Origin of the sequence: Apibacter sp. ESL0404, from assembly GCF_019469245.1 — a bacterium.
In the GTDB taxonomy this organism is placed as follows: Bacteria; Bacteroidota; Bacteroidia; order Flavobacteriales; family Weeksellaceae; genus Apibacter.
In genome coordinates, this window is sequence record NZ_CP048267.1 from 2,025,527 (window position 1) to 2,044,400 (window position 18,874).

Genomic DNA, 18,874 nt, shown 5'->3' on the forward strand with positions numbered 1-18,874 from the left:
TAAAATTTGACAATAAAATTACATTAATATTTACAAATTATCTATATTATTAAAAAAAATATTTAAATTAAAATATATTTTTTTTAGATAAATTACATATATTATATATCACTTTATTACACACATATTCATTTGACCTTTTTTTAAAATTTTATGTATATGAAAATTTTACTCTTTTTGCATAAAATAAAAGGTTGAAGATAAAACTTCAACCTTTTAAAAAAATAATTTTTAATAGTAATTTATTGCTATTTACATTAAGTAAAATTATAAAATTATTTATCCTTTCTGCTTATGCTTACTATCTCAAAGTGTCTCTTTTAACCATTTAAAAAATTCTTTTTGCCAGATTATCCCATTTTGGGGTTGTTGAACCCAATGGCTTTCTTCCGGAAAATACAAAAGTCGACTTTTTATACCCTTCAATTGCGCTGCTTGAAAAGCTTCAAGCCCTTGAGTATAAGGAACTCGATAATCCCTACCCCCATGAATAATCAATATAGGAGTATCCCAATTAGAAACTAATTTAATAGGATTAAATTCTTTGTAAGCTTTGGGCTGAGGATTTTCCCAATAAGATCCTCCTATATCATAATTGGGAAAGAATATTTCTTCGGTTGATCCATACATGGATTCTAAGTCAAATACCCCACAATGTGAAATAAAAGTTTTAAATCTTTTCTTATGAATACCTGCTAAATAATAAACCGAATAACCGCCATAACTGGCTCCTACAGCACCTAAACGATTTTTGTCCACATAGGGTTCTTTTGAAACTTCATCAATAGCAGATAAATAATCCCTCATAGGTTGTCCACCCCAGTCACCTGATATCTCTTCGTTCCATTTCACGCCGAAAGAAGGCAATCCTCTTCGATTGGGGGCTACAACAATATAACCATTGGATGCCATAATCTGAAAGTTCCAACGGAAACTGTAAAATTGAGATACCGTACTTTGAGGCCCTCCTTGACAGTATAATAAAGTAGGGTATTTTTTATTTTTATCAAAATCGGGAGGAAATATTACCCAAACCAACATTTTTTTTCCGTCGGTTGTATTAATCCACCTTTCTTCAACTCTACAACTTTTTATCTTTTGATAGAGGTCATCATTTACTGAAGTTAACTTAGTTTCAACTCCGGTTTTAATATTTACTTTATAAATTTCAGACGCGTGATTCATGTCTTGACGCTCTCCAACCAAATAATCTCCGGTGTTACGTATACTAACATAATCATGCTGACCGTTTGTAATTTGTCTGATTTTTTTTGTTTTGATATCTAACTCAAAAAATTGTTTAGTAGCGTTGATACCGGCCAAAAAATAAATTTTCTTTCCATTTTTAGCCCAAACATAGTCTATTACCGTATTATCCCAAGTTGAAGTTAAATTTATTGTTTTTTTAGTAGCCAAATCATAAATTTTCAGATCATTCTTATCTGCCTCATATCCGTCTGTTTGCATTGATAACCACGCCAACATTCCACCTTTTGGACTAAACTTAGGGTTAGTATCGTATCCTTTATTTTCAACAGTTAAATTTTGCGTTTGTTGTGAAAATATATCATAAAGGTATATATCCGTATTGGTTGAAATTGCATCTTGAGTTCCGAAAAGTTTTTTGGATTGGTAAACTAAATATTTACAATCAGGAGAAAATGAATAATCTTCGGAATTATATTTTTCATCCTTATTGATATCCACCAAACTTCCGTTTGTACTACCAATGAATATATGTTTAAATTTTCCGTCTTTCCAGGTATCCCAATGTCTATACATTAAATGATCATACACTTTCACATCTGATTTTTCCATTATTGGATATATATCTGTGCCTAAAACTTTTTCTAATTTCACCGGTTTAGATATAGCAAAATAGTTGGAATTATTAGCATAAAGTAAACCGGAAAGAATTTCGTTTTCTTTATTTATTTTTTCTGTTTTCTTAGTTTTTAGATTATAAGAATAGATATCATCTCCCACCGAATATATAAATTCATTTTGTGAATGAAAAGATAATGCTTTTTCCTTGTCTTTACTTTCAGTAAGTCTGATAATTTGCCCATCTAAATTTAGATGATATAAATCTCTGGTACTGCTATTTTCATCAACATTATAATATTGTACTCCATAAATAATGTCTCCGGTATCATTTACAGCGTCTATAGATACCCTACCTAAACTCCAAAGTAATTCAGGAGTCAAATTTTGTTTTTGTGCCATAGTAAAAATCCCAATTAGAATTGATACAAGTAAACTACTTTTTCTCATTACTAACTCTTTCCGTTTTTTGAAATAATTTCAAAATTAACATTTTCTTAAACAATTATTTCATTACTTCTAAACTTTAATCAGATTTATAAGTAAATTAATAGTCATTATTTTTATATTGGCACAATTATTTCAAGATAATATAGTTAATATAAATATTTTGTAATCATGGCAATTTTAGTATTACTGAGACACGGTCAGAGTGTTTGGAATCTGGAAAATAAATTTACCGGTTGGGTTGATGTAGAATTATCCGACAAAGGAAAAGAAGAGGCTAAAAAAGCCGGCGATCAGCTTAAAGGTTTACATTTTGATTATGCGTATTCATCTGCTTTGAAAAGAGCTCAAGAAACATTACAAATCGCGTTAAATGAAGCCGGAATAAAAAATGTACCCACGAAATTTGATAAGGCATTAAATGAAAGAATGTATGGAGATCTACAGGGTTTAAATAAAGCTGAGACAGCTAAGAAATTCGGAGATGAGCAAGTTCATATTTGGCGAAGAAGTTACGATGTAGCTCCGCCTAAAGGAGAGAGCCTTAAAGATACTGCAGATAGAGTAATTCCTTATTTTGAAAGTGAGATAGTTCCAAAAATTAAGGATGGTAAAAATATAATCATAGCTGCACATGGAAATAGTTTACGTGCATTAGTTATGTATTTAGAAAAAATGACTCCTGACGAAATTATAAAATTTGAATTAGCTACAGGAGTACCCAGACTCTATGAATTAGATTCCAATTTACATGTTTTAAAGGTTAAAAATCTCTAATATGTGTAACTTCTTATGAAATTAACAAAATTATATTTTTTAAGCTAGCTTAAAATAAAAATATTAAAAAAAGTTCTTTTCATAGTAAGTTATTCTCTTCGAATAGCTTTTCTCAAATATTTAACTAAACATATGGTCCTGATTTCAATTGAAATCAGGACTTTTATTTTATTCTTTTATTCCTTATAAGTTTTAATTTTTAATGAAAATTTCATCAACAAACTATTCAAATTAAAAGCTTTTATATACATATTTTTAATAAAAAAAGGCAAGTTTTTATATATTCATAAAACAATTTTATATACCAATATTTATGTTTTTATACATAGTATTAATGTACATGTATTTTTATTCAATATATATTTGCAATTTACTATATCTTTTTATACATTTACAAAATATAAAAACTTTATCATACTACAATAGATTACATACTTTTGAATAACCTAATATTGTCTAATTAGGTGTCTCCAACAATTACTTAGTAAAAAACGAAAGTCCTATCTTATAACCATCTAATTCACCTCCTTATCATAGTTGAAAATTTATAAGTACTGCATTGATCCGTGTACTTTTTAGTGATTGATATGAATTGACTATGTTAGTGATTGGATTAGACATGTAAACAACTAGTTACGAATTTCAAATGACATTCTGTGTCTTTGAATAAAAATAATCATTTTATTAATGATGTAGTCAAAATTAGAGTTATCATAAATTTAATAAACATGGTTGATCATAAATTACAATTATTTTTAGAGAAAGTTTTATTATCCCAATGGGAGAATAAAATACAATTTAAACCTGAAATGAAATTATATGAAGATTTTGGATTAATTGGACATGATGCAAATGATTTTCTTACATATTTTACGAAAGAATTTAATATAAAGATTAGCAATGAATTTAAATTTAACGAAAGGTTTTATCCTGAAACTTATTCTGCTTTAGATATATTAAAAAGTATATTTAATAAAACCGTAAATATATTTCTTTATCAACGATTAATTTATGAAAAAGAATTAAAGGATCTTAGTATAAAAGAATTAGAATTAGCTATTGAAAGGGGAGTGCTATTATAATACAATTTTACCAATAACTATATAATATTAAAAAATGATATTTAGCTTCATTTAATGTTATTCTAAACTTTTTAAATAACAAAAGGTCTCTATATTAAATAGATTTGAGCATTGGAGAATTATAAGAAGTCATTAAATCGAATAGTAAATAAACATTATAAAATATTACAATTAATTTATTCATAATTTTTTCTTACTTTCTGAAATGACAATTAATTTACATAAAAAAGGCTTAAATTACTAAAAGTAATTTAAGCCTTAGATTAGTAGCCCGTAGGGGAGTCGAACCCCTCTTGCCAGAATGAAAATCTGAAGTCCTAACCGATAGACGAACGGGCCTACTATTATTTTTATTTACGCTAATGCGTTAACGTGCTTGTTTAATTTAGATTTCAAGTTAGACGCTTTATTCTTATGAATAATGTTTCTTTTTGCTAACTTATCAATCTGAGAAAAAACAGCCGGTAATTTACCTACCGCTACAGTTTTATCTGTTTCAGCTCTTAATTCTTTAATAGCTGTACGAGCTGATTTATGATAATACTTATTACGCAATCTTCTTACGTGATTCTGTCTTATTCTTTTTATTGCTGACTTATGATTTGCCATTTTAATTCTTTCTTTTCATTATCTATTTGCGGTGCAAATGTAATTATTTTTTACAATCCTACAAATATACTTTTTCATTTAATTTGTTGTAGACCCACAGGGATTCGAACCCCGACAAACGGTACCAAAAACCGGTGTGCTACCGTTACACCATGGGTCTGTACCAACAAAAAAACCTTAACTGAAAAAAATCAAGGTTTTTCTTGTTGTGGGCGATGCAGGATTCGAACCTGCGACCCCCTGCTTGTAAGGCAGGTGCTCTGAACCAGCTGAGCTAATCGCCCCTTTAAAACAAAGATATTTAAGAGCTTTTCTTTATTACTTTGTTCCGTAATTGGATTGCAAATATACGCTCATTTTTTATACTTGCAAATATTTTTTTAAAAAATTTCTGCTACCACAAAATTACTACCTCCTATAAAAATCAAATCTTCTTTGTCAGATTGGGTTTTAGCGGCATCAAATCCTTCTGCTACACTATCGAATTTTTGATAATTTTTGAAGTATAAATCTATTTTTTCGGAATATTCATTGGGATGTAGCCCTCTTTGAATAGCCGGTTTTACAAAATAATAGAGGGCATCAATCGGCAATAGTGGAAATATTTTATCTAAATCTTTACCTTTTACAAAGCCGATTACAATTCTCAGTTTTTTATAGGTTACCCGTTTAAATTGTTCGGCCAATTGTTTAAAGCCATCCTCATTATGGGCCGTATCGCAGATAATTATTGGATTCTCACTTTGCAAAATCTCCCATCTTCCTCTAAAGTTCATTGAATCTTTTACATGCAAAAGGCCCTTTTTAACCTGATCAACAGATATTGTAAATCCTTTATCATTTAAAACATCGATGATACTTACTACCGTTTTTTTATTTTTTTCTTGATATATACCTTTTAAATCTGATGGATAGTTTACCTTATTTTTTGTCGCATCTATATATTCGGCATTACGCTCTTGAGCAATATGTATTAGTAATTTTTTTACCTCTTCCTTATCTTCTCCAATAACTATAGGAATTCCTGGTTTAATAATCCCTGCTTTTTCTGTGGCTATTTTTTCAAGGGTATCTCCCAATAAATCCACATGATCCATCGATATACTGGTTATTGCACATACTTCAGGAGTAATGATATTTGTTGAATCCAACCTTCCGCCTATTCCAACCTCTATTACAGCTATATCAACTTTTTCTTTAGCAAAATAGCTAAAAGCCATAGCGGTTGTTAATTCAAAGAAGGAAGGATTAAAATCCTTAGTAAAATGATCTCTAATAGTAATTAAAAAATTATATACAAACTCTGTGGGACATTCTTTTCCGTCAACCCTAATCCGTTCAGTGAAATTTTTAAGGTGAGGAGAAGTAAATAATCCCACTTTATACCCGGCTTCTTTTAAAATGGAAGCGGTCATATTAGAAACACTTCCTTTTCCATTAGTTCCCGCAATATGTATGGATTTAAATTTTCTGTGAGGATTTCCTAAAATCTCACTCAGTTTTAATATATTTTCAAATCCGGGCTTATATGCAGAATTCCCCACATTTTGATAATTTGAAACTTGGGTATACAACCACTCTAAAATTTCTTCATATGTCTGCATGACTAAAAATAATACGATTTATATTATTAAAAATTAAAATACACTTGAAGTAATCCGTAAAATTTTAAATAACCATTTTTTTTAATAAAGAAATTATTTTTCTATACTTTTTTTACAATTCCCACATATTTTCCTTCAAATTCAACAATTATGGTTTGTAAATGCTTTTGATTTACCCAATCCATAAAAGCAGAATTATCTCCGATATCATCACTGATAAAAAAGCCGTTTTTTTCTATTCTTTCCCATAGTAAAGGATAGGCCCACATTCTACCTTTATAACTTTTATCGCTATCATAATGAGCTATCTCAAAAGTCTGTTGTTCTTTGAATATTTTAGGCAAAGATTCTTTATCTGCTTGTCTAAATAATTTCCAATAGTTTCTAAGATTATCAGGAACTACACATCCAACAAATTTATCATTATTCCTGTCCAAATAAGGCATATCTGAACTATACAAATTTCCACCTCTTTTTTGTAAAGACAATAAAGCCGCCAGAGAACTCCATCCGTAAGCTACTCCGGTTTCTATAACATTTTTAGCCTGAGTATATTCACATAATGCGTAGATAAGATCTAGTGCTCCGGCTCCGCCCATTTTAACCGGACAAGCCGCCTCAATTTTTTTTGACTCCTCCATTGGTCCTGCAAATTCTTTATATAAAGAGTATTCATTTTTTGTAATCTGGTAAATTGCATCATGCTGACTGACTGCTCTTTCTGCACACCATATTTCGGATTCTTTTTTTCCTTTTAAAGCACTTCCTCTGTCGAAAATATTTTTATAAATTTTTCTTACTAATTCCGGATATAATTGTGGTCTGGCTAAATAACCGAATAATGTTCTTAAAACTGATTGCATTTATATTTTACTTTTTATTATACTGATATGATGCAAATGTAGTTAAAATACTTATACCATTAGATTGCTAACTATTTTGGACATATAGAGTGTTATTACAGATGAAAAGGTTCGTTTTATCTTTTTTTCAATTTTATAATTAAATAATTAATAATATACCGTTAAGTTTATAAGTCAACATAAATTTAAAAATTATATTTTAGCTATATATATATTATCCTCGATAATTCAAATCTTAATAATTCAATACAGTAATTAACAATAAATGAGTATAATGCGAAAAACGATTAAAGATTTTATGAATAATGAAAAGTCCGTCGGGATACTTCTTATCTTGTGTACAATCCTTTCCATAATATTGTCAAATTCAACTTTTCACACTTTCTATCATAATTTTTGGGAAACATCGGTATCTTTCAAATTAGGAAATGAATATCTTTTTAGCTCACAGGGGAATCCATTAACTGTATCTGAGCTAATAAATGATGGGTTAATGAGTATATTTTTTTTAATGGTGGGATTGGAACTTATCCGTGAAATACATATTGGAAAACTTTCCAATCGTTCGCAAGCCCTTTTACCTGTTTTGGGAGCTATAGGCGGAATGATTATTCCTGCGGGAATATATGCATATTTAAATTTCGGAAAAGATACCATTTCAGGCGCCGGAATTCCTATGGCAACCGATATAGCATTTGCGTTGGGGGTATTGAGTTTATTAGGAAAAAAAATTCCCTTGTCTCTCCGTGTTTTTCTCACTGCCTTAGCTGTAATTGACGATTTAGGGGCTATTTTAGTTATAGCCTTTTTTTACACTAAAAAACTTTCTTGGATCTTTTTATTTTTTGCCTTATTCATATGGACGATACTATTACTTTTTAAAAAACTAAAGATCAATCATTTATATTTATATATAATAGGCGGTATAGGAATTTGGTATTGCTTACTTAATTCCGGTGTACATGCAACTCTTGCGGGTATACTACTGGCATTTGCCATACCCTTTGAAGGTGGTAATCCCCATGGCCAAGCCATGAAATTACTATCTATACTCCAATTACCTGTCAATTTTATAATACTTCCTCTTTTTGCACTTGCCAACACAGCCTTATCTATTCAATTAAATATTCAAGAGCTTTTCTCTCAATCGTACACTCTTGGAATATTTTTTGGCTTAATCGTTGGAAAACCTTTAGGAATTATTTTATTTACTTATCTGGCTTGTGCTTTGAGATTTTGCAGGCTTCCTTCGGAAACAGATTGGAAGCAAATGATAGGAATCGGTTTTTTAGGTGGAATTGGATTTACTATGTCTATTTTTATTACCTTACTGGCTTTTAATCCGGCTATACATGCCGACTATATAACTCATGCTAAAATTATGATTCTATTTTCCTCCCTATGTTCTGCTTTAATTGGATATATATACTTATATTTTATATTCCGAAAAAATAAAATCTAACAAAAATCTTTTGTATTTTCACACCTTTAAACCTAATAATAATATGAAAAAAATATTTTTATTACTTGTATTAACATTTTTTATAATGACCACGAACGCACAAATCTATAAAACTAAAACAGTAACAGATTCAAAGGGGTATACTTATGAAACGGTAACGAACGATCCCTCCAATTCAAGAATTTATACGCTGAAAAATGGTTTAAAAGTATATTTATCCCGAAATAATGATGAACCAAGAATTCAAACATACATTCCGGTACGTACCGGATCTGCTAATGATCCGTCCGAGAATACCGGCCTTGCTCATTATTTAGAGCATATGATGTTTAAGGGAACCAGTAAACTCGGAACTTCTGATTGGGACAAAGAATCTGTATTATTAAACCGTATTTCAGATTTATACGAACAACATAAAGCTGAAAAAAATCCAAAAAAGAAAAAGGAAATTTATAAAAAAATAGATGAAGTATCCCAAGAAGCATCTAAATACGCCATTGCTAACGAATACGACAAATTAATTTCAGAATTGGGCGCAACCGGAACCAATGCGCATACTTGGCTAGATGAAACGGTTTATAAAAACAACATTCCATCCAACGAATTAGAAAGATGGTTATTTGTTGAAAAAGAACGATTTTCCGAATTAGTTTTACGTCTCTTTCACACAGAATTGGAAGCTGTTTATGAAGAATTTAATCGTGCCCAAGACAACGATATGCGTTTAGTTAATTATGAATTGATGGATGCTCTATTTCCTACCCATCCTTATGGACAACAAACCACTATAGGAACATCCGAGCATTTGAAAAATCCATCCATGAAAGCAATTCATGAATATTATGAGACTTATTATGTTCCAAATAATATGGCAATTGTATTGGTGGGCGACTTAAATTTTGATGAAACCATACAATTAGTAGATACCTATTTCGGCAGTTTCAAATATAAAGAATTGCCCGTTTTGAAAAAACCCATTGAACAGCCTTTGACCTCTGTTGTTAAAAGAGTAGTAAAAAGTCCATCTTCAGAAAGAATCCAATTAGCTTTTAGGTGTAGTGGAGCCGGAAGCAAAGAGGCTCTTTACGTTAAAATGGTTAATATGATTTTGAATAATTCCGGTGCGGGGTTAATCGATATAAATATCAATCAAAAACAATTAGCTCAAGGGGCAGGATCGTATATATCTATTTTTAAAGACTATGGTCTTCATTCCTTATATGGAGCTCCAAGAGAAGGACAATCTTTGGAACAAGTACAAAAACTTTTACTAGATCAGTTAGAAATCATAAAAAAAGGAAATTTTGATGATTGGTTGATTAAAGCTATTGTCAACGATTTAAAAACGCAACGCATCAGCAGCTGGGATACAGCTAACGGGGTAGCAACTCAAATGTATAATGCTTTTATCCAAAATTTATCTTGGCAACAAATTTTAGATGAATTTAATGAGTTGGATAAAATGAATAAAGAGAGTATTGTAAAATTTGCCAATGAATTTTATAAGGATAATTATGTTGTGGTTTATAAAGAAAAAGGAACCAATGATAAACTGGTCCGCGTTGAAAATCCGGGAATAACTCCTATAACTTTAAATCGTACGGAACAATCAGATTTTTATAAAAAATTCTCGCAACTTCCCGAAAAAGAAATTCAACCTCAATTTATAGACTATAAAAAATTAATAACTTTTGATCATGTAAAAAATATTCCTCTTTCTTATATTAAAAATTCAAATAACGAATTAGGAAATTTATATTATATATTTGACTTTGGATCAGATAACAATGAAGAATTGGATCTGGCCTTAAATTATCTTTCCCTTCTGGGCACTGATAAGTATACAAAATCCAATCTTGAAAAAGAGTTCTATAAAATAGGAATCAGTTATTCTATTCAGGTTCAAAATGAACAAATATTCCTAAACCTGCAAGGTTTAGAAAAAAATATTCCAAAAGGTATAGAATTATTTGAACATTTTTTGCAAAATGCTAATCCTGATTCAGAAACATATCAAAAATATGTACAAACTATACTTAAAGCCAGAAAAAATTCTAAATTAAATAAACAGGCAATACTGAATGCTTTAGCTTTGTATGCCCGTTATGGAGAAAATAACAGGTTAAGAAATACTATTTCTGAAGCGGATTTATTAAACAAAAAACCTGCGGACTTAGTTAAGATATGTAAAAGTTTATTCGATTACAAACATGAAATATTTTACTATGGACCGAATGAATCTGTTATTAAAAAAGCCGTTCAAAAATATCATAATTTCGGAAGCGGAAAAGAGTATAATTCTCCTATAACTTATAAGGAACTTGCATCTGACGGCAGCTTGTTTTTTGCTCCTTACGACATGGTACAGGCCGAAATACTTTTCCAATCAAGAGGAAATAAATTTGATGTAGCTAAAATGCCTTATGCAAAAGTATTTGGTGAGTATTTTGGCAGAGGTTTGTCTTCCATTGTTTTTCAAGAAATTCGTGAAAGTAAATCATTAGCTTATTCTGCTTATGCCAGTTATACCATCGCTTCTGATAAGGATAAATACGATTATGTTTCTTCCTATATTGGAACTCAAGCCAATAAATTACCACAAGCAGTTGATGCAATGAAAGATTTAATGAACAATATGCCTGAAATTGCTAAACAATTTGACAATGCTAAAAAAAGTGCTTTGAAACAAATTGCTTCAGACCGTATTACTAAATCTGCAATTTATTGGTCCTATCTTGCCGCCAAAAAAAGAGGAATTGATTATGATTTAAGAAAAGATATGTATTCTCAAATACAAACATTGCAACTTAAGGATCTTAAAGATTTTTTTAATCGTGAAATCAAGGGAAAAACCTATAATGTATCTTTAATTGGAAAAAAGGAAAATCTTAATTGGAATTCGGTTAAAAAATTAGGAACAGTTCATGAATTGTCTATTGATGAATTATTTAATTATTAATACATCTTATTCTACATGAATTGTTTAAATTAATATCTTATTAAAAAAGAAAATTTTCAAATTTTTATAAGAAAAGAACCGAATAATTATATTCGGTTCTTTTTTACTTTTATGTAAACTGATTTTTTCGATTAGAAATAGTAAATGTAAATAGAGATTAAATATACAGATCTAAATCTCCTTTTCCCTGACGGAGTATTTCCGGACTCCCGGAAGTTAAATCTACAACCGTGGAAGGAGTATAACCTCCCGCACCGCTATCAATAACTATATCTACTAATTTATCATATTTCTCGGCTATTAATTCGGGATCTGTAATATATTCTAAAATCTCGTCATCATCATGTGTTGAAGTGGATGCTATGGGATTGCCTAATTTTTCAACGATAATTCTAGGAATATTATGATCGGGAATTCTAATTCCTACTGTTTTTTTATTCTTATAATAAGAGGGCAGCGTATTGGAAGCCGCTAGAATATAAGTAAAAGGCCCCGGCAAAGTTCTTTTCAGAAGTTTAAATAGATTCGTTTCAATGGGCTTAGTGTACTGAGATAAATTTCTTAAATCATTACAAACAAAGGAAAAGTTTGTTTTTTCCAGTTTAACATTTTTAATTCTGGAAAGCTTTTCCATGGCTTTGTGATTAAAAATATCACAACCCAATCCATAAACCGTATCGGTAGGATAAACAATAATTCCTCCCTTTTTTAATACCTCAACTATTTCATTAATTGCTTTTTCTGAAGGATTTTCCGGATAAATTCTTAGGATTTTGGCCATAATGTTATTTCTTACAATTGGTAAATAATGTATTATTCTTTTACAAAATCCAGTGAAGCAGAATTAACACAATATCTCAATCCGGTTTTTGTAGGGCCATCATTGAACACATGTCCTAAATGACTCCCGCAATTAGCACAAAGGATTTCCATTCGTGTCATTCCATGAGAAGTATCTAATTTTTCGATAATTCGGCCTTTGGCTATTTCATGATCAAAGCTGGGCCATCCGCAATGCGAATCAAATTTAGAATCACTATCAAACAGAACCGCACCACAAGCTTTGCAAGTATACACTCCTTTTTCAAAATGCATATTGAATTTTCCACTGTAAGGAGCCTCTGTTCCTTTTTCTCTCAAAATGTAATATTCTTCGGGAGAAAGCTGCTTTTTCCACTCTTCTTCTGATTTTGTTACCTTCATTTTTGTTTCTTTTTTTGTTACTTCTAATCTGTCTTTAGAAATGCAAGATAGTATGAGTAATCCCAAACCTATACTACCTGCCGACTGAAACAGTTTATTGAATTTATTCATGGTAAAAAACAAAATTCATTCCAATAGTAGAACTACATTTTCTTATGGATTATCGCTAAATTCGTTATTGTAAACATCTAAAAGCAGGAAAAAGCTGGATAGTAATATAGGACCGAAAATTAATCCGATAAATCCAAAAATATTCATTCCTAATATTACCCCAAAGATGGTAATTAACGGATGCACATCGTCCAGTTTTTTAAGTAATGTAAATCTCACGATATTGTCCGATGTTCCAATAATTATAATGCCGTACAATAAAATAAATACAGATTGCCAGGTTTCTCCGGAAGTGAACAATAAAATGGCAACCGGAACATAGGCCAATGCTGAACCTACGATAGGCAACATGGATGTAAAAGTTGTAACCGCAAACCAAAACCATAAATTATCCAATCCTACAATGGCATAGCCGACAGCTCCTACCATTCCTTGAACAACAGCAACTAATGGGATGCCGATGGCATTGGATTGAATCATTTTTTTCAACCTTTGTCCTAGTCTTTCGGTATTTTGTTTTTTTAAAGGAGACCATTTTAAAAAGGTGCTTTCAATTTTCCTGATGTTCATAATCATAAAATAGAATAAAACAAAGGAAAAGAAAAAAACAACTACAGAATTTACTGTTGAATTTAATATTTTAGGCACGACCCTGCCTACCCAGGTGGTCGCTTGAATGATATTGTCTTTGCTAAGTATATTTAGTCCGTATTTTGTTTGTAAATCATTTACAATACTGACCAGGGAATTATTTATTTTATCAAAATAAGTTATAGCCGTATGTACCTGAGAATAGGTCAATTCAATAATAAAATAAACCGGAATCGAAATGATCAATAAGGCAAGAAGAAAAACTATACTAATTGATATCCATTTTTTCAATCCCTTTTTTTCTGTCAGATATAAGAAAAAATCTTTGGATAAGGCATATAATGTAATTGCCCCTAAAAAGCTGGGAAGAAATATAGCCAACTGACTTATAATAAGGATAAAAAGAGATATTATTATAATCAAAAACAATATCTGATGTATTACTTTTCCACTTATTTTTTCATTCATTTATACTATCAATTACTTATTATTTATACTCGCTAGTTAAGGTTGTTTCATTTTTATTAAATATTCAATAGCTTCTTCATAACCGGGTAATCCTTTGCCTTTAATCTGATGTACACAAGCATCTTTAATGACTGAAATTTTTCTAAATTCTTCTCTTTTTTCAATATCGGAAATATGAACTTCAATAGCCGGTGCGGTTACTGATTTTATAGCATCGTGTATTGCATAGGAATAATGGGTATATGCTCCCGGATTAATTACAATACCTTCACATTTAAAACCTTTTTCATGAATCTTATCAATAATCGAGCCCTCATGGTTGGTTTGATAGTATTCTAATTCCACATCAATAAATTTTTTTTGCAAATGTTTAAAATAATCTTCAAAAGAATAATGACCGTAAATATCTGTTTCTCTTTGTCCAAGCAGGTTTAAATTAGGACCATTTATAATTAATATTTTCATAATCTTTTTTTACGAATATAAGGAAGAATGAATGAAATAAAAACATAAATTTTGGCGAAAAAGAATATTTAAGTATATTTGCACACCTGAAAAACATGCCCAGGTGGCGGAATTGGTAGACGCGCTGGACTCAAAATCCAGTGGTAGCAATATCGTGCGGGTTCGATTCCCGCCCTGGGTACATGTAAATCGCAACTTGTTTATTTATAAACAGTTGTGATTTTTTTATATAATATACCTATTTGATTTCTTTAACTTTTACCTAAACCTTTTTAGCAACCCCTAGCTTTACCGCCTGGTTTTTACTATCTTTTCGATCTCTCTGATTTTTATCGAATTTTTGTAAAAATTAGCTAATTTTATTTTTTATGACACCCGTCGCAACAGCAATATCTTTGGTTAATTTTGCTAAGGGTCTTTTAGTAAATTCTTTTTCATCATAAAAATTACCGTAAGCTAATTGATAGGCCTCTTCTAAGGTCAGATGAATATCGGGAAATGCTTGCTGTAAGGTTTCTATATATTTATCATTAAATAAAAATCTTTTCTTTATAATCTCTTGTACAATATCTCTGTGTTCATTTGCTATTTTATTATATTCAAAAACTTTGATATTTCCCTTTACTTTTTCTTGTAAACGTTGATCTTCATTTTCCTCATTTATCTTAGTGAAAACCTTTATTTCATCAGTTTTGCCAATAGCACCTAAATAGGTTTCCGGTTTGTAATCATATTTTATTAATTGGTGCTTAGGATTGGATTCATAGGGTGACAAATATTTTTCATAAGAAAAATCAACAGTTCCTTTACAGTCTCTATTGCAAACACTACATGAAGGAATCAAATTAAAAAAATTTAGTGCTAATAAAGGATGTTTACTTTTGGGCAAGAAATGATCAAGTTCGGGCCTGGTTATTTTTTTTACTCCTTTAGATAAAGTAAACGTATATTGGCGATTGCAATAGCAACATACTTGTATTCCTAATTTTTTTGTCAATTGATAAGGTCCCCATTCTTTTTCCGGTGTAATTTTCTGAAACCAGTTTTCATAATCAAAAATCTTATTTAGCAAAATTTTATAATTCCTATAATTTTCTTCATATTTTTTATATAGAACGATGTCTTCTTCATTTGAACTTAAATCCAAACCTAAAATACAACGACAATTAGTATGTAAATCATTAAGTATCTTTAAAACCTTTTTGAAATCTTTAAGTTCCTCACGGAATAAAGATTTATTTTTTAATTTTTTATATTTTTTATCAACACTTTTATTGTCTTTAAAGATTACTTTAATAAAAGAATCATATTGTGAATGATGCAACTTAATTTTTTTTATATTATTCTCAATATCATCGTCTTCTATTTTTCCTTGATGGGTTAATTGTATCGTTTCAAATAAATTTTTATAAAAATCAACTCTTTTTTTAACTTCTTCAGAAATAAATGAAATGTGTTGTTCTCTGGCAGTTAACAGATCAGATTCTGAAATACATTCTCGTATACTAATCATGAGTTTTGTTTTTAAGATTTTTAAGATAATTTAATCTTTCTTCCAATTCTTGTATTTCATTATCTATGGAAGGCCCAAAAGCCTCATTATACATTTTAATGAGCTTACTTTGGATTATATGTTCGTCAACCATACTGATTAAATTTCTAATCCTCAGTTGTTCTTCGTCTGAAATGTCAATGTGTTGATTATTGTTTTTATTTTCAATCATCTTATTCAAAACATGGATCACTTCTTCAATTTTCTTTTTAGCAAAATCTCCCACTAATCCATCTTCTAAAAAAAAGGAATCTGCCAATAAATTTGAAATATTAGCGCCAAAAGTTTTTCTTTTGTTTGTTAATACTTTTGTATATTTTTTACCTTTTCCCAAAAAAAGGATATTTTGATGAGGTATATCTGAAAGAGTTAGAGGGTCATGGGTGGTAAAAATGATTTGAAGCTTTTTATTAACAAAAATTAATGGGAGAACCTCTAAAAGCATGTTAATGTATTTCTTCTTCCACAAAGGGTGAAAGCATACATCTGCTTCATCCAGTAAAATTAAATATTCATCTGTATTGTTCTCTACATCTAATGCATTTTCAATACGAGAAACTTGTTCATTGAAAATTGAAAATTGTTCATACATCAATTTTTCACCACTGCTTAACTCTCTATCTGTAGAAAAATTAAATAAAGGCTCATCAGTAACTTTAAAATGTTTTTTAAATTCTTTTGTAAAATCCTGATAAGCATCTATAATTTCTAATGTATCTAAATTATTAGCAATGAAATCGTAATTGAGATAACCGCGATAATCGCTAAGAAAATCAAATTTATTTGATTTTTCAATTGTTGATAACAAAATATCAATTAATTTTTTTATTTCTTGTACAGGTAATTGAAATTCTATATTATTAACTTTGATATAGGCATTATCTAAATACCAAAAAAAAGCATCTTTAAGACCATAAATTTTTTTAGTTTTTAAATATTCCACGGTTTTACCTCCTCTTATAAAACCTTCACGTATGTATATGTTACCCGTTTCCTCAAAAATTAAATGTATTCTCTTTATTATAGCCTTTATAATTTTTACTTTTAAATTTTCTTTATCTTCATTATTTGAATAATCTTTTCTCTCTAATATTTTTTCTCGTTCTTTTTGTTTTCTTTCTCTATCGTCTTTAAAATATTGAAAAAAAGGCTTAAATGTATCCGGTATATTATAATAATCTTTATTGGAATGATTTATTTTTATTTTTATATTATTTATCGTAGGCAGTCCCAGTTCTAATAATTTAGTATATACTTTTTTGTTTTTAATTAAATTTAAAATTCTTTCTAACATTGCATTATTATGAATTTTCAAGAACATTGAAAATTCCGGGTCAGCATACTCTCTATCTTTTTTTAATATCGAAAACTTTGAAAGTGTTAGAACATTTTTAGTTTTTGATCTGAAATTCGGAGTATCATCATATCCAAGAATTGAATTATAATAGAATATTAATTTAGAATTATGGGGTATTTCTTCCCCATCAGTTCCTATAAATTGGCAATTACCATCTCTTATGGCTTTTAGCAAAGTGGATTTACCCGCACCGTTATTTCCTACAATAGCGGAAACTGATTGAATATTTTCTCCCCAAAAATTTGAAATGTACTTAGACTCTCTTTTTGAACCGGATGAATTTTTATTTTCAATATAATTTAAATCTGTATCCATCGCCTCGTTAACCAGATTTAGTGTTAATGCCTCATGATCTGAGCCGAAAATATAAGGCAAGGTCCCTTTAGGGATATGTATTTTAGAAATCATAATATATTAGTTTTTTCAGATAATAAAGTTAAAAATTTGTCTTGATTGAAATAAATTTTTTTAATCTTTATTTTTTTATTTGTCTACCATATATTTTACATTCTAAATACCTTAAAACTCTTTTAGATCTATAAACAGTTTTACTTAAAGTTCCGAGTATTTTTAGGGATTATATACATATATTGTAAATTGTGTATCCGTAAAGTTCCTATAAATTCTATACTTAATTAACACAGAAGGTATACCTCGGAAACAATAGGTATAACTTATCCTCCGGGCATACCCTCTTACCCCTAATTAGTTTCCGATGGCTATTTTATTACTTTTTAATTGCTTAATTGCAATTTTTTGATTTTCAAACTCATGCAAAAAAAAATAAGAGAACTTTAATAATAAAGCCTCTTATTGTTTTAATGATTAAAATTTTGTGTAAAATAGGTTCTTCTCTAAACTATTTTAATTAAAAAATCTTTTTTAGGGTGTCTAACTTTTGGATAATTAACTAACCAATCATTCTCTTCATCTCGGTAACCCAAAGGAAGCATGACAACACTTCTTAAACCCAGTTCGCGTAATTGTAAAAGTTCATCTATAGCCTGATTATCGAATCCCTCCATCGGAGTAGTATCAACTTTTAATTCTGCAGCAGCAGCAATCGATAATCCAAAAGCTATGTACGCTTGACGTGCTGCATGTTCAAAATTACTTTCAGCGGCTGAATTCAGATATACTCCTTTAATACGATCCGTATAACTCTGATAAGCATCAGAAGGCTGATTGCGTTCTCTTGTTATGTGTCCGTAAATGGTATCGATTCTTTCTTCTGTATAATTATCCCAAGCAGCAAAAACTAAAATATGTGAACAATCTTCCACTTGTTTTTGGTCCTTAGACAGGGAAACCATCTTTTGCTTTAATTTCTGATTAGTAATTTCAATAACCTTAAACGGTTGTAATCCGGAAGAAGTGGGAGCTAGCCAAGCTGCTTCAATGATTTGATCTACCAACGATTGTTCAACTTTTTTTGAGGCATCGAATTTTTTTGTTGCATACCTCCATTTAAGTGAGTCTATTAATTCCATATAATTAATT

15 protein-coding genes and 4 tRNA genes are annotated in these 18,874 nt (G+C 29.8%); 5 read left to right on the forward strand and 14 right to left on the reverse strand.

Translation table 11 applies throughout. The features are described 5' to 3' along the window. Positions 1-306: 306 nt before the first annotated feature. A complete protein-coding gene (locus GYM72_RS08665; RefSeq protein ID WP_255571494.1) occupies positions 307-2,274 on the reverse strand; it encodes a S9 family peptidase in 1,968 nt (655 codons plus the stop codon). 168 nt (positions 2,275-2,442) lie between these two features. On the opposite strand from GYM72_RS08665, the gene GYM72_RS08670 reads away from it, so the two are divergent. After that, complete coding sequence (locus tag GYM72_RS08670) at positions 2,443-3,048, forward strand: 2,3-diphosphoglycerate-dependent phosphoglycerate mutase (RefSeq protein WP_220264116.1); 606 nt, start codon at positions 2,443-2,445, stop codon at positions 3,046-3,048. A 728-nt stretch (positions 3,049-3,776) separates the two neighbouring features. Then, positions 3,777-4,130, forward strand: a complete 354-nt coding sequence (locus tag GYM72_RS08675) for a DUF1493 family protein (RefSeq protein WP_220264117.1) — start codon at positions 3,777-3,779, stop codon at positions 4,128-4,130. A gap of 267 nt (positions 4,131-4,397) precedes the next feature. Here the strand turns inward: GYM72_RS08675 and GYM72_RS08680 are convergent. From GYM72_RS08680 to GYM72_RS08705, 6 genes are all read right to left on the reverse strand, one after another. Continuing rightward, positions 4,398-4,469, reverse strand: a tRNA-Glu gene (locus GYM72_RS08680). Between the two features lie 15 nt (positions 4,470-4,484). Next, a complete protein-coding gene (gene rpsT, locus GYM72_RS08685) occupies positions 4,485-4,739 on the reverse strand; it encodes a 30S ribosomal protein S20 (protein WP_105296844.1) in 255 nt (84 codons plus the stop codon). Positions 4,740-4,828: 89 nt separating this feature from the next. After that, positions 4,829-4,899, reverse strand: a tRNA-Gln gene (locus GYM72_RS08690). A gap of 49 nt (positions 4,900-4,948) precedes the next feature. Beyond that, positions 4,949-5,023 (reverse strand) — tRNA-Val (locus tag GYM72_RS08695). 96 nt (positions 5,024-5,119) lie between these two features. Then, positions 5,120-6,343 (reverse strand): folylpolyglutamate synthase/dihydrofolate synthase family protein, encoded by a 1,224-nt coding sequence (locus GYM72_RS08700; protein ID WP_220264118.1) that lies wholly within the window; start codon positions 6,341-6,343, stop codon positions 5,120-5,122. Between the two features lie 101 nt (positions 6,344-6,444). Continuing rightward, the gene (locus tag GYM72_RS08705) at positions 6,445-7,206 is read right to left on the reverse strand and encodes a class I SAM-dependent methyltransferase (protein WP_220264119.1); all 762 of its coding nucleotides are present in this window, start codon (positions 7,204-7,206) and stop codon (positions 6,445-6,447) included. Positions 7,207-7,480: 274 nt separating this feature from the next. On the opposite strand from GYM72_RS08705, the gene nhaA reads away from it, so the two are divergent. Continuing rightward, positions 7,481-8,668, forward strand: a complete 1,188-nt coding sequence (gene nhaA / locus GYM72_RS08710) for a Na+/H+ antiporter NhaA (protein WP_220264120.1) — start codon at positions 7,481-7,483, stop codon at positions 8,666-8,668. A 43-nt stretch (positions 8,669-8,711) separates the two neighbouring features. Further along, a complete protein-coding gene (locus tag GYM72_RS08715; protein WP_220264121.1) occupies positions 8,712-11,627 on the forward strand; it encodes a pitrilysin family protein in 2,916 nt (971 codons plus the stop codon). 157 nt (positions 11,628-11,784) lie between these two features. Here GYM72_RS08715 and GYM72_RS08720 read toward each other — a convergent pair whose 3' ends face one another. The 4 genes from GYM72_RS08720 to aroQ are packed head-to-tail and all read right to left on the reverse strand — an operon-like array spanning position 11,785 to position 14,465. Then, positions 11,785-12,408 (reverse strand): L-threonylcarbamoyladenylate synthase, encoded by a 624-nt coding sequence (locus tag GYM72_RS08720; protein WP_160564722.1) that lies wholly within the window; start codon positions 12,406-12,408, stop codon positions 11,785-11,787. 32 nt (positions 12,409-12,440) lie between these two features. Further along, positions 12,441-12,941 (reverse strand): peptide-methionine (R)-S-oxide reductase MsrB, encoded by a 501-nt coding sequence (msrB, locus tag GYM72_RS08725; RefSeq protein WP_166004804.1) that lies wholly within the window; start codon positions 12,939-12,941, stop codon positions 12,441-12,443. A gap of 42 nt (positions 12,942-12,983) precedes the next feature. Then, a complete protein-coding gene (locus GYM72_RS08730) occupies positions 12,984-14,000 on the reverse strand; it encodes an AI-2E family transporter (RefSeq protein ID WP_166007568.1) in 1,017 nt (338 codons plus the stop codon). 36 nt (positions 14,001-14,036) lie between these two features. Then, positions 14,037-14,465, reverse strand: coding sequence for a type II 3-dehydroquinate dehydratase (gene aroQ / locus GYM72_RS08735; protein ID WP_105296851.1), 429 nt, complete (start codon positions 14,463-14,465; stop codon positions 14,037-14,039). A gap of 97 nt (positions 14,466-14,562) precedes the next feature. On the opposite strand from aroQ, the gene GYM72_RS08740 reads away from it, so the two are divergent. Continuing rightward, positions 14,563-14,646 (forward strand) — tRNA-Leu (locus GYM72_RS08740). Positions 14,647-14,814: 168 nt separating this feature from the next. On the opposite strand, the gene GYM72_RS08745 is transcribed toward GYM72_RS08740, so the two are convergent. The 3 genes from GYM72_RS08745 to GYM72_RS08755 all read right to left on the reverse strand — a co-directional run bounded on the left by GYM72_RS08745 (position 14,815) and on the right by GYM72_RS08755 (position 18,864). After that, the gene (locus GYM72_RS08745) at positions 14,815-15,978 is read right to left on the reverse strand and encodes an HNH endonuclease (protein WP_220264122.1); all 1,164 of its coding nucleotides are present in this window, start codon (positions 15,976-15,978) and stop codon (positions 14,815-14,817) included. Further along, a complete protein-coding gene (locus tag GYM72_RS08750; RefSeq protein WP_220264123.1) occupies positions 15,971-17,782 on the reverse strand; it encodes an AAA family ATPase in 1,812 nt (603 codons plus the stop codon). The genes GYM72_RS08745 and GYM72_RS08750 overlap by 8 nt, the downstream gene beginning before the upstream one ends. A gap of 446 nt (positions 17,783-18,228) precedes the next feature. Next, positions 18,229-18,864: an NAD(P)H-dependent oxidoreductase gene (locus GYM72_RS08755; protein WP_220264124.1), complete on the reverse strand. Its 636-nt coding sequence runs from the start codon at positions 18,862-18,864 to the stop codon at positions 18,229-18,231. Positions 18,865-18,874 lie beyond the last annotated feature (10 nt).